General features: G+C 51.6%; 10 protein-coding genes. 6 read left to right on the forward strand and 4 right to left on the reverse strand.

All coding sequences use genetic code 11. The features are described 5' to 3' along the window. From HOLDEFILI_RS18885 to HOLDEFILI_RS09540, 3 genes are all read left to right on the forward strand, one after another. Positions 1-386: FIST N-terminal domain-containing protein (locus HOLDEFILI_RS18885; protein WP_006059432.1), on the forward strand; the 386-nt coding region annotated here is incomplete at its 5' end. After that, complete coding sequence (locus tag HOLDEFILI_RS18420) at positions 292-2,457, forward strand: bifunctional diguanylate cyclase/phosphodiesterase (protein WP_167317137.1); 2,166 nt, start codon at positions 292-294, stop codon at positions 2,455-2,457. The genes HOLDEFILI_RS18885 and HOLDEFILI_RS18420, both read left to right, overlap by 95 nt. After that, the gene (locus HOLDEFILI_RS09540) at positions 2,444-4,075 is read left to right on the forward strand and encodes a sensor domain-containing diguanylate cyclase (RefSeq protein ID WP_006059435.1); all 1,632 of its coding nucleotides are present in this window, start codon (positions 2,444-2,446) and stop codon (positions 4,073-4,075) included. Before HOLDEFILI_RS18420 ends, HOLDEFILI_RS09540 begins: the two co-directional genes overlap by 14 nt. A 92-nt stretch (positions 4,076-4,167) precedes the next feature. Here the strand turns inward: HOLDEFILI_RS09540 and HOLDEFILI_RS19290 are convergent, their stop codons facing one another. From HOLDEFILI_RS19290 to HOLDEFILI_RS18425, 4 genes are all read right to left on the reverse strand, one after another. Beyond that, complete coding sequence (locus HOLDEFILI_RS19290; protein ID WP_006059436.1) at positions 4,168-4,320, reverse strand: hypothetical protein; 153 nt, start codon at positions 4,318-4,320, stop codon at positions 4,168-4,170. Positions 4,321-4,343: 23 nt separating this feature from the next. Beyond that, complete coding sequence (locus tag HOLDEFILI_RS09545) at positions 4,344-5,114, reverse strand: glucosamine-6-phosphate deaminase (protein WP_039864611.1); 771 nt, start codon at positions 5,112-5,114, stop codon at positions 4,344-4,346. Further along, complete coding sequence (gene nagA, locus HOLDEFILI_RS09550; protein ID WP_006059438.1) at positions 5,105-6,292, reverse strand: N-acetylglucosamine-6-phosphate deacetylase; 1,188 nt, start codon at positions 6,290-6,292, stop codon at positions 5,105-5,107. Before nagA ends, HOLDEFILI_RS09545 begins: the two co-directional genes overlap by 10 nt. 77 nt (positions 6,293-6,369) lie before the next feature. Continuing rightward, positions 6,370-6,720 carry a hypothetical protein gene (locus HOLDEFILI_RS18425; RefSeq protein ID WP_006059439.1) on the reverse strand — a complete coding sequence of 117 codons (351 nt, stop codon included), beginning with the start codon at positions 6,718-6,720 and terminating at the stop codon, positions 6,370-6,372. 242 nt (positions 6,721-6,962) lie between these two features. Here HOLDEFILI_RS18425 and HOLDEFILI_RS09560 point away from each other — a divergent pair, with 242 nt between their 5' ends. The 3 genes from HOLDEFILI_RS09560 (at position 6,963) to HOLDEFILI_RS09570 (ending at position 12,647) form a co-directional block, all read left to right on the forward strand. Then, complete coding sequence (locus tag HOLDEFILI_RS09560) at positions 6,963-8,333, forward strand: MATE family efflux transporter (RefSeq protein WP_039864612.1); 1,371 nt, start codon at positions 6,963-6,965, stop codon at positions 8,331-8,333. Positions 8,334-8,586: 253 nt separating this feature from the next. Next, a complete protein-coding gene (locus HOLDEFILI_RS09565; RefSeq protein ID WP_006059441.1) occupies positions 8,587-9,339 on the forward strand; it encodes a DegV family protein in 753 nt (250 codons plus the stop codon). 554 nt (positions 9,340-9,893) lie between these two features. Beyond that, positions 9,894-12,647 (forward strand): putative bifunctional diguanylate cyclase/phosphodiesterase, encoded by a 2,754-nt coding sequence (locus HOLDEFILI_RS09570; RefSeq protein WP_050766957.1) that lies wholly within the window; start codon positions 9,894-9,896, stop codon positions 12,645-12,647. Positions 12,648-12,697: the final 50 nt, after the last annotated feature.

The following is a 12,697-nucleotide window of genomic DNA, read 5'->3' on the forward strand; positions in this document are numbered from 1 at the left end:
CTTTAAAGGAAGCCGCTGACATCGCCCGAACCGTCCAAGCCTTGTTTCCGCAGGCCCAGGTCATCGGCTGCAGCGCCAGCGGAATTCTTTTCCGCGATCAACAATACTCGGATAGAACGCTTATCCTGGTTGACGACTATGAGAAATCACAGGTCAGAACCGGGGTTTTTATCTGGAAACATAAGTCCGCACTGGAAGTGGGGCGGGAACTGGCTGCGTTTGCGAATCAATCCCAGGCTAAACTGATGCATATTCTCTGTTCCGATCATTATTATGACGTCCACGCCTGCGTTGAGGCATTTAATCATTTTAATTCCGAAACCAAGCTGGTCGGAGGGCATCGCCGGGGATATCCTGCCGCTGAATCTGCCGTCCTACGTCTTTAACGGGGAAGGCGTTTTAGACCATGCGATCGTTGCCGCAGCTTTAGGCGGCAGCGAGCTGACAGTTTATAATGAAGTCAATATCTCGCATGAAGCAGTCAGCGAGAAATACACGCTGACCGGATGTGAGGGAAGCTATTGGGACAGTGTCGACGGCCTGCCCGCGGAAACCTGGCTGCGTGAACAGCTGGGAATCGAACGCGCCGGCAGCTATGGCAGCTGGCAGGAAATTGCTGAAAACGATGAAATCGTTCACTTCCCGATGATCCTGGAAAATCATCACGGAGCCAGCCGGATGCTGAAGTACGACGCGGCTGCCGGGCGGATTTCGCAATATTTCAGCCGGATCCCGGTCAACACTCAATTCCGTATCGGCTATACCAGTCCGACCGCTTGCATCCAACGCAGCTATGAGATCTGTTCAACGATCGGCGACACGCCGATTGAAAATCTCTTTGTTTACAGCTGTCTGTTCCGCCGGCTCTATCTGCATAACTGCGCCGAATGGGAATTAAGTCCTTTTCGCGGCTACCATGTCTGCGGTGCGTTTATCCTTGGGGAAATTTCAAATCTTGACGGTGTTAACGAATTTCTCAACGGCGCCTGCTGCCTTGTCGGCACCGCGGAGAACGAAGTTTTTATCCGTCCTGATATTGAGGTCTTCGATAATCTGGGCGAGATCGCCGACGATACACAGGATTTGTTGAATTATGTTTTGAAAAAGCAACGCGAAGCCGTGAATCGGAAAAACGAATATCTAATGGGCGAGCTGTTGAAAAAACAACAGGACGTGCAGGAGAAGCTGACCCTCGATCTGCATACGGGATTAGGCAACTACATTAAATATAAGGAAGAAAATAAACTCCGGCCTTATGATAAGCTCGTTATGATCCAGATTGAAAACGCCGAAGCACTCCGCTCGCAGCGAGGACAGGATCAATATTTAAAACTGCTCGGACAGATTGCCGATCAAATTCAGACTTTCCTGCGTTCCGTCGTTCAGGATCAGGGACTGACCAGCTATCTGCTCAATGAAGAAACGTTATTTTCGGTGGCCGGACCGGCAATGAGCGAAGAGCAGTTCATGTCGATCGTCCACGCTCTCTTTGACAAATTTCAGTTCGTCAAAGTCCAGGGCCTCCTGGAAACCGTCATCTGCCGTTTCGTCGTCGTACTGCACCAAAAAGATATGGTAGAACGGGCGCTGAATACGCTGCATGCCAACCGCCGCCGGCAGACGTCCTTTCTGATCTGCGATCATGACGATGCGAACGGCGCCCTCAGCAGCATGGAAGAATTCAAAATTATCGACGTGCTGACCCGGGCACTGGAAAACGACGGGGTTGTGCCGTATTTTCAAGGTATCTGGGATAACGAAACTCAATCGGTCAGTCATTACGAGGCGCTGATGCGGATCATCGACGTTGACGGCACAGTGTACGCTCCCGGCTACTTTATGGACACCGCGAAAAAATATCATCTCTACTCCTACCTCAGCGAGCGCATGTATGAAAAAGTTTTCTCGTTGTTCAACGCCCGCATGGAATGTATTTCGCTGAATTTCTCTGCCTACGACATCAATTCCGTGAAAATGCAGCGTTTGATTTTTGACCAGTTGAAAAAAATTAACCATCCTTCGCAATTCATCTTGGAAATTCTCGAAGACGAACCCTTCCGCGATGTGGAAACGCTCCACACCTTCATTCGTCAGGTTCGCCAATACGGCGTTCAGATTGCGATTGACGACTTCGGTTCAGGCTATTCCAATTTCCTGCAGCTGATGGACATCCATCCGGATTATCTGAAAATCGACGGCGAGATCATCCGCCATCTACATCAAAGCGAAACCAACCGCAAACTGCTGCGGGCCATCACTGTGCTGGGCCGGGAATTTGACATGAAGATCGTCGCCGAATTTGTGGAAAACAAGGCGATCCAGGACTACATTCTGGATTACGGCATCCAATATTCCCAAGGATTCTACTTCTGCAAGCCGGCCGATTTTGATCAGCTCGCGCTGCCTGGCTGTCCGGGTTCAGTACGTCAAGGAGGGTCTCATCATGTATCAATATAATCTCAAGGTTCTGATCGTCAGTCCGGATCCACTTTGGGAAAAGGCGATGACCCTGGCGCAAACGCCCAAGCGGTTTACCCTGTCCTTTAAAACGCAGGCCCGGCCTGAACCTGCGTTATGGAAAACCGCCAGTTTCATCATCGTTGACGATCCAACGCCGGAGATCCTTACGGGATTGCGTTCCGAATGTCAAAAAGACGCCGTGCTGATTGCCGCTGTTCAACAGGATCTGCCGCAGACCGATTGGGCAGCACTTTGTCAGAGCTTTGATGAAGTATGGCGCAAACCGATGCCGCAGCCGCTGATCCTTCAGGCTTTTCAGCGCTGGCTGGATTATCTTAAAACCCGGAAAGAGCTGTGGTTAACGGAAAATTACCTGGAATCCACGATCAACAGTATTCCGGACTTAGTTTGGTTTAAAGATCTGCATGGCGCGCATTTAAAGGTCAACAATGCCTTTTGCCAGGCTGTCGGCAAGACGAAGGACGACATCGTCGGACGGGGACATTATTATATCTGGGACCTGAAACAGGAGGAATACGAAAAAGGCGAATATGTCTGCCTGGAAACGGAAGAGCAGGTATTAAAGGCCCGCAAGACCTGTCTGTTTGATGAAAAGGTCAAAAGCAAGCATGGCCTGCGCCAGTTTAAGACCTACAAGTCGCCGATCTTCGGTGATGACGGCGAACCGATCGGCACCGTGGGGATCGCGCATGACGTCACAGATTTAGAAAATATGGGAACTGAAATGGCGATCATTCTGCGCAGTATGCCGTTTTCTATTCTGGTCAAAAACAGCGACAACGTGATCATTAATACAAACGAACGGTTTGAGCATTATTTTGGAATTACTCACGGTGAAATTGTCGGTCAGGACTACGACGTCTGGCAAGCTCAGACGCTGCTGCGCATCCAGGCTTCGGAAAAAGCAGAATTCCAGGAAGCTCTGATTCAGCACGAGAAGGAGGAACGCTTGTTGGAAATCCGCGAGGAGCCGATTTACGATATCTTCATGAACCTGGCCGGTAAGCTGTATATCTTCCGGGACATCACCCGTCAGCGGCAGATGGAGCAGCAGATTCTTTACAATTCCAACACCGATTTTCTCACCGGTCTTTACAACCGACGGCATTTCTACGAATATCTCGCCCAGAACCGCGGGCAGCAGCGTGTCAGCCTGATCTATGCAGATCTGGATTACTTCAAGCTGCTTAACGATACCCAGGGGCATCAGGCCGGCGACGAAGCGCTGGTCCTGACGGCCGTTTTATTGAAGCAATGCTTCCCGGATGCGTTCTTAACCCGTCTGGGCGGGGATGAATTTCTGATCTTGTATTTGGGAAATTGGGCATTGACCGAACTGACTGCACGTTCGCAAACCTTTTTGCGGAAAATGGAAGAACAGTTCCGATCGCGCTCTATCCATCCTTCCCTGACCGCCAGCATCGGCATCGCGCAGACCGACGATCCGCAGCTTTCCGTCGACAAATTGATGCAGCGCAGCGATCAGGCGTTATACCAGGCGAAGCAGCAGGGCCGCAATCAAGTGCGTGTTTATGGTGAAAGCGGCAGCCCGCAGGCTGCTGTGGAATCAGAGCGAGGCCTCTTTGGTATTTGATTTTGCAGACCACGCGGACATTCCTCTGATTTCGTTTATCCGTTTCACATCCGGCTGCCTGCCGGATGTTTTATTTCCCTATCCTGGCGCTGTCAATCCAATCCGTCTTCCTGCAGCCCCGGCAGCGGCGGTACGCGTAAAAAAGCGGCGGACACCGGTTGTTTGACCTCCGATCCTTCAACTTTTCCTGTAAAAAAACTGACGATCCGCAGCATTTCACGCTCACCGTCAGTTTTTAATTTCACTTTTATCCACCCAGAGTCCGCGTTCAGTAAGTTTCGGGTTTGATTTTCTGCGCGCTGACCTCGTCAAGATATAAAACCGCGTGCGGATGCGTCCGCAAAATACTGGCTGGACAGGCGGTGGTTACCGGCCCGTTTATTGCCTTGTCAATCGCCGCGATCTTGGTTTTGCCCGGCACCATGCCATACAGCTGGCTTACGCGCATCAACACCGGAATCGTCAGCGTAAACGCCTGGCGCGGAACCTCATCCAGCGAAGCGAAGCAGCCGTCGTTGACCTGCTGCTGCCGGCACACAGGGTCCAGCTCCACCAGTTTAACGATCTTCGGATCGTCAAAGTCGGCAACCGGCGGGTCATTGAACGCCAGATGTCCGTTCTCCCCGACGCCGTAGATACACAGCTCCGGTTTCGCCGCTTCCAACAGCGCCCCATAGCGCAGGCATTCCTGTTCAGGATCAGTCGCCTGACAATCGAACAAATGAACCTGCTTCAGCGGAACCCGGTCATACAGGGAACGTTTTAAAAACGCTCCGAAGCCTTGCGGCGCTTGCGGATCGATGCCGACATATTCATCCATATTGAACGCCGTGATCCGCTCCCAGGGAATGGCTTCCTGTCCCAGCGCTTCCAGAAATTCATTCTGCGAAGGCGCCGAGGCAAAAATAATGCTGATTTTCGGACGGGTCTCAAGTAATTCGTTGATCGCCCCGGCGACTTCCGCCGCAGCCTGCCGCCCTAACTCCTGACGGGTTTCAAAGATTTTAATCGTGAGTTTTTCTTTCTTCGTCATTCGCATGATAAATCCTCCCTCTTATCCAAAACAATTTTCCCATTTTTCATGATGAAAATTGGCGTAAGATCCTCATTTAAAAGCAGACAATCCGCATCATATCCCGCTTCAATCCGGCCTTTGTTTTTTAAGCCCATGATTTCAGCCGGCGTTTTCGTCGCCATTTTCACAGCGTCGCGCAGCGGAATGTTGCAGCGCTGCACGGCAATCCGGACAACCTGGCTCATCGAGCTGACGCTGCCGGCAAAGGATTCAAAACCCGGCATCCACGCGACGCCGTCGCGAACGATCACCCGATGATCGCTGTCCTTCGCGCCCAGGACATACTCTCCCTCCGGCAGTCCGGCAGCCCGCATGGAATCCGTGATCAGACACACTTTATCCGCCCCTTTGCAGCGGTAAGCCAGCTCCGCCAGCGCCGGCGGCAGATGCATCCCGTCAGTGATCAGCTCAGCGGTCGTATCTTCCATCAAGTACGCCGATTCAACTAACCCGCCGTACCGTCTTCCCTGACGGCGATGAACGCTGCTCATGCAGGAATACAGATGCGTATAATGCGTAAATCCCCAGCGATTGGCTTCGATCGCCTGATCAGTATCCGTATCGCTGTGCGCATACGCGACAAGAATGCCCCGCTGACGGCAGGCCCGGGCAAAAGCTTCCGTCCCCGCCAGTTCACTGGCCGCGCTCCAGCGGCCGATCAGATCGCCGTATTTTTCCAGAATTTCACCATATTCCGCCGGATCAGGACAGCGCAGATATGCTTCCGGCTGCGCTCCTTTTTGAGATGCCGCAAAATACGGGCCTTCCAGATGGACGCACGGCATATCCGCACGGCCGTCCTTATGCTTATCCGTCTTCGCGAAAACCTCCAGGAAATTCATCGTCGCTTCCCGGCTGCCGGCCAGGGACGTCGGGATGATCGTTGTCGCACCCTGCATCAGATGCGCGCGGGCAATGTTTTCCATCGCTTCCTCGCTGCAGTCCATGAAGTCGTACCCCATCATCCCATGCGTGTGAATGTCGATAAACCCCGGGCAAAGATAAGCGCCGCGGGCGTCGATAATTTCACAATCTGCGTTCTCACCCGGGTCTGAAATAAACCGTCCCTGATCCACCGTCACAGTTTGTCCTTCCACAATGCCGCGGTCTGTAATCTGCCGGGCATGAATAATTTTGAACATTTCCTGCCTCCATTCTTTGTTCTCATTATAACATTCGTTATCCTGAAAATCGGAAAATAGTTCGCGAGCGGATGAATTTAGTCGCTGCCGTTGCCTTCCGCTTCAAAAATAAACCAACGGTCATTGATGAAAATCTCGATTGCCCCTTCCGCTGCGATTTGATATTCGTATCCGGTACCGAAGTTGGATTGATCGTCGACTGTCGGTTTTTCATCAGCGCCGACCGTGGAAGTGATTTTCCCAGTCCTCTTCCCGCTATGGTTTTCGGCTCGGCTTTCGTTTCCCGTGTCCCGATACAGCGTGCCCTCGACCCTCACCATCGGAACTAAATCCGGTTTCTCCGCCATTCCTGAAGCTTCAGGATGGGCAGCGCAGCTTGCGAGAGCGAGCAGCAAGACGAACGCGGCAAAAGAAATAATTTTTTTCATAATCTGCACCTTTCAACGGAATCTTTCTTTTTTTACATTCATGGTTTAGATCATTATACCATATCCCGCAGGCGGCCAATCTTTTCTCTTAAGTTTTATCTTCACAAAAATGCTCCGCGTTCATCAGATTTCCGCTTTGCTTGCCGGAATTTCCAAGTCCATTCCCTTCACTTCTTTCAGAGCTTGAAATTCCTACCCAGGGGCGTATAATACTTTCATGACTTAAGGGGGAACTTTTTACTGTGAAAAAATCTTACGCCGTGGATATGGTCAACGGTCCGCTGTTGAGCCGCATCCTCATCTACGCCTTTCCTTTGATTTTATCCGGCGTCCTGCAGCTGTTATTCAACGCCGCGGATATCGTTGTCGTCGGAAAGTTCACCGGCAGCCACGCGTTGGCCGCCGTCGGCTCCACCAGCGCTTTGATCAATCTGTTAGTCAACCTGTTTATCGGCATCTCGATCGGCACCAACGTCATGGTCGCCCGCTATTGCGGAGCGCGGGACTGGCAGAACTGCGAGGACACCGTCCACACCTCGATCGCCATTTCCATCATCGGCGGCATTCTGATGATCTTTGTCGGCATTCTGTTCGCCCGGCCGCTGTTAGAACTGATGGGCACGCCGGCTGATGTCATCACGCATTCCGTACTGTATATGCGGATCTATTTCCTGGGCATGCCGGCGTTTATGATTTACAACTTCGGCGCGGCGATTCTGCGCGCGATCGGCGATACGAAACGGCCGCTGTATTTTTTGACCGTCGCAGGGATCGTCAACGTCATCTTCAACCTGTTCTTCGTCATCGTCTTCCGCATGGGCGTTGCCGGCGTCGCGATCGCAACGGTGGTCTCCCAGGTGATTTCCGCGGTTCTGATCCTGATGTGTCTGTTGAAAATGGACGGCATGTGCCAGCTGCATAAAGATAAGATCAAGCTGCACGGCGATAAAGTCAAAGAAATGCTGCGGATTGGTATTCCGGCCGGCCTGCAGGGCATCGTGTTCAGTATTTCCAACGTGCTGATTCAGTCGTCGGTCAACTCCTTCGGATCGATCGTCATGGCCGGCAACACCGCCGCCAGCAATATCGAGGGCTTTGTCTACACCGCGATGAACGCGATTTACCAGACCTCGCTGAGCTTCACCAGCCAGAACCTCGGCGCCGGCAACACCGCGCGGATTAAGAAAATCCTGTTAACCTGCCTGGGGATCGTGACTGTGATCGGTCTGGTGCTGGGCCAGGGCGCTTACCTGCTCGGCCGGCCGCTGCTCTCCATTTACTCCTCCGATCCGGCCGTCGTCGATTTCGGAATGATCCGGCTTTCGATTGTCAGCGCGACGTATTTCCTGTGCGGATTGATGGACGTCTGCTGCGGAAGCATCCGCGGCTTAGGCTATTCGATCATGCCGATGCTTGTGTCGCTGACCGGCGCGTGCGCCTTCCGCGTGCTGTGGATCTTTACAGTTTTCCAGGTTGAGCATACACTTTTCAGCCTGTATATCTCCTACCCGATTTCCTGGATTCTGACCTTTGCCGTACATCTTCTTTGTTTTGCTTACGCTTACCGCAAAATGATGAAAAGCAGGCTGGATTCCCAGCCCGTCAACGCCTGAAATAACGGAAGACCGGCTTTCCGGCAAGTCTGATTGAAAATTTTCATAATTTGATCACGATCTTAGACTACACAATTTTTAAAATGTGTGGTCTTTTCTTTTATGCCAAACATTTTTTTAATTTTTCATCAAAAGAAGACTTTACTTGACACCCTGAACACGTTAAAGTATTAGCGTCTGGTTTTCCTTAATGAGATGTCCTGACATCCTGAACCAGAAGAATCAGAGTTGAAAATAAGTGGGGGACTTTGTTATGAAAACAATCATTACAACTGAAAGCTGTTCTGACATCCCGGTTTCCATGTTGGAAAAATTAAATGTTCCAATGGTACCTTTCAGCGTCAACTTTCCGGACCGGACTGTGCTCGACGGCGAGCTTCCGATTCAGGAAATTTACGATTTTTATGAAGCCACACGGCAGATCCCGAAAACCTGCGCGGTCAGCCCGTATCAATACAGTGAATTTTTCAACAGGCTGTTAGAGGATCCGGAGGTCGAGATCGTTCACATCGGTTATTCCTCGGCCTGTTCCTGTTCGTTCCAGAATGCGCTTATCAGCCTGCAGGACTGCGATGAAAAGCGAATCCATCTGGTCGACTGCCTGAACGTTTCCGGCGGCTTCGGCTTATTAACGCTCAAAGCGGTTGAGCTGCATACGCGTAATCCCCAGTGGAGCGCCGCGCAGCTGGCTGACGAGATCCGCAAATGGGTGCCGCGGATTAAGACGTTATTCATTCCGGAAAAGCTGGACTTCCTGGCAGCCGGCGGCCGTGTCAGCAACGCAGCGGCGCTGGGGGCGTCCCTGCTTCGGATCAAGCCGCGGATCGACATCCTGAAGGGTGAGCTAATCAACACCAAGAAATATTACGGTACGATGAAAAAGGCGGCGTCGCAGATGGTTGAGGATTTCCTCAGCGAGGAACCGCTGGACCGCACGATGGCGCTGATCATCTTGCCAAAGGTGCGGATCCGGATATCCTGGAACGGATGCGCCAGCGCGTGCTGAACGACGGTTTCCAGGAAGTGCTGGTCTTTGAGCTGGGGGCGGTCATGACCGTGCACGGCGGCAAGGGCGCGATGGGAATTACCGGCTTCCGCCGCGAAGCGGCCTAAGCTTCCGCCTTGATAAAGGCAGGCGGGAACCTGAGTTCAATTCTGTTAAACCGCAGACAAAACCGGAATTCAATATGCGGACTTCCGATCTTTCCCGGCTAACTACCGGAAAGCTGCGAAGCTTTTTCCATTCCTGATCCAACCGGGCTCCGGCCCGGTTTTATTTATGCTTTTCCAGCGTTGGCCGGACGCTCAGCGCACCCGCCCGGTTGTTTTCAATTTGACCTGTTTTTGACTTCCAATCCTTAAAATTATGAATTTAAATGAAAAAATCGATCATTTTCCGATCAATTCCCATTCTGCGGATTTCCGCGGTTCGTTTACCGGAATTAAGCTTTTATTCCCTATAAATTGCAGTATAATGAAAGTAACATCCACCTGGCAAGGCTGAATCGGGTGACTGCCCTCATTGGAGCGCCGCGGTTGAATAAAGAAAGCGGTATCGTTATGAAAAGCAATAAGATTTCGTATTCCACCCGTTTTTTACTCATTCCTTTAATCCTTTCCTTAATCCTGACCGGGATTCTTTCGTTGTTCACCATCCGCAATCTCCAGGGCAACGCCCGTGTCATTAACTATACCGGAATTGTCCGGGGCGCAACGCAGCGGCTTGTCAAGCAAGAGCTGAATCATCAGGCTGACGACGCGATGATTGAAAAAATCGACGTATTGTTGACGGAATTGGAAACCGGCCAAGGCCCTGACGCTCTGATTCGGTTGAATGACGAACCGTTCCAGAATCAGATTCTGCGGATGCAGGACGCCTGGAAACAGGTAAAAGCCGCGATTTACGACTTCCGTGCAGGCGCTTCCTCCGATCAGCTTTACGCCTTGAGCGAAACCTATTTCGATCTGGCCAACGACGCGGTCAGCTTCGCTGAAGCCTATACCGAAGCCAGCGTCCATCAGGCTCAGATTTCCTTGCTTTTAGTCAACGTCTTCTTTCTTCTGATTACGCTGGCGCTGTTGTATTTCAGCCACATTCAGCACAAACGGCAGAAGCGATTGGAACAGGAAGAGATGGAAACCCGCCGCCGGCAGGAGGAATTAGATCAGCTCAACCGCGAGCTGCAGGCGCCGATGAATGAAATCAGTGAATTGATTTACATCTCGGACCCGGAAACCTATGATTTATTATTTATTAATGAAAGCGGCCGCAAGGCTTTCGGCTGTGATTCCATCGAAGGGAAAAAATGCTACAAGGTGCTGCAGGGTCTGGATCACCCTTGTCCCTTCTGCACCAACTCCAGGCTGAAGGATAATGAAACGTACAGCTGGGAAATCAACAACGCGCTGACGCACCGCCATTACCTGCTTAAAGACCGGATTGTGACGTGGAACGGACGGCGGGCGCGGTTGGAAATTGCGTTTGACACAACCAAGAGCGAAGAAGAAAAACAGCGCTTAAAAACGATGTTGGATAATGAAAAGCTGATCGTCGACTGCGTCCGCGAATTGTATGAGGATGAAATGCTGGAATCTGCGATCCCGGAAATGCTCCGGCGATTAGGCGAATTCATGGAAGCGGAACGCATTACCCTGTTCTCCCTGAGTCCGGTCCGGCTGACGATTACTTCGCGCTGGTCGGGCGAAAAAGCCGCGGACATCGAAATGCTTTCCGATTTGAAAGTCAGGCCGTTCTACGCCCGGTGGATGAAACGGCTGCTTGAAGATGAATCTTACGTCGTTGAGAATGTGGAGCTGTTAAAAACATCGTTCCCTGACGAATATACCCTGCTGCGCGCTTACAACATTCAGCAGCTGATCATTCTTTCCCTTGAGGTGCGCGGCGAAGTTATCGACTGCATCTGCATTGATAATCCGGCTTCAGGCAAGCTTCAGAATTCGATCATCGTCTTGCAGACGCTGCGATACTTCCTTCTGCTGGCCCGGCACCGCGCGATGGACAAGGCGAAACTGGCGCAGCTCAGCTATACGGACAGTTTAACCGGCTTGTTCAACCGCAACCGCTACATCCAGGATTTAGACAAAAAAATTACGGATCCGCAGCCGGTCGGCGTCTTGTTTGTCGATCTTAACGGTTTAAAAGAAATCAATGATCAATTTGGTCATGACCGCGGCGATGAAGCGCTGCGGACCTGTTCCGATCACCTGCGGGCCTGTTTCGCTCCGGATTCCTGCTACCGCATCGGCGGCGATGAATTCGTCGTCTTGACGCACGATATCACGGAAGAGGAATTCTTCGGCCAGGTTCAATATCTGCGGCTGCGGCTGCAGAGCAACGCCAAGCTGCACCTGGCAATCGGCACTCACTGGGCGCCCGACGGATCCCAGCTTCCTTCCGCGATCAAAGCTGCGGATGAAAAGATGTATAAAGATAAGAAAGCTTATTATTACCATGCTTCGCAAACCGGACGTTACCGGCATCATACCGATGAAGTGCTGCCGTTAGCCAATTTAAACGTTTTGCGTCAAAAGCTGAATGAAAGCCGCTTCCTCGTTTATTTCCAGCCGAAAATTGCGATCGACACCGGACTTCTGGTCGGCGCTGAAGCGCTGGTCCGGTATCAGCTGGATGAAAATCTGATCCTGGCGCCCAATGCTTTCATCCCGCTGCTGGAAGAAACCCAGACGATCAGCCAGATCGATTTCTTTGTGTTTGAATTTGTGTGTCTGCGGCTTCAAAAATGGATTCGGGAAGGCCGGCCGATCTCGCCGGTTTCCGTCAATTTCTCCCGCTACACCGTTTTGGAAGAAACATTCTGTCAGCGGCTGGCTGAGCTCAGCGATCATTATCAAATCAGCCGTGATCTTTTAGAAATTGAAATTACAGAAAATGCGCTGGATGTCCGGGAAGAAGACCTGCGCCAAACCATCGACGCCGTGCGGCGATCCGGATTCAGCGTTTCAATCGACGATTTCGGCGTGGAATTTTCCAATCTCTCGTTATTCTCCGGCGCGGATTTCGATATCCTCAAGCTGGATCGCAGCTTAATTCAGGATATCGCCGTTAATGAAAAAGCACGGGCGTTAATTCAAGCCATGAGCGACGTCTGCCTGAAAATGAAGATCAAGCTGGTCGCGGAAGGCGTAGAAACCGAGGAACAGCTGGGCATCCTGAATCAATGCCACGTCGGCATTGCCCAGGGCTTTCTGTTCTCCAAACCAATTCCCGTCGCGGATTACGAAACAAAATACCTGCCGCTCCCCGATGAATCCTCAATCTCCGGGAAACACTGATTCAATTCACCTTCATCAAATCCGTTGTCTGCCAATCAGGACCGCGGATT

It is taken from the genome of Holdemania filiformis DSM 12042 (assembly GCF_000157995.1).
Lineage (GTDB): Bacteria > Bacillota_I > Bacilli_A > Erysipelotrichales > Erysipelotrichaceae > Holdemania > Holdemania filiformis.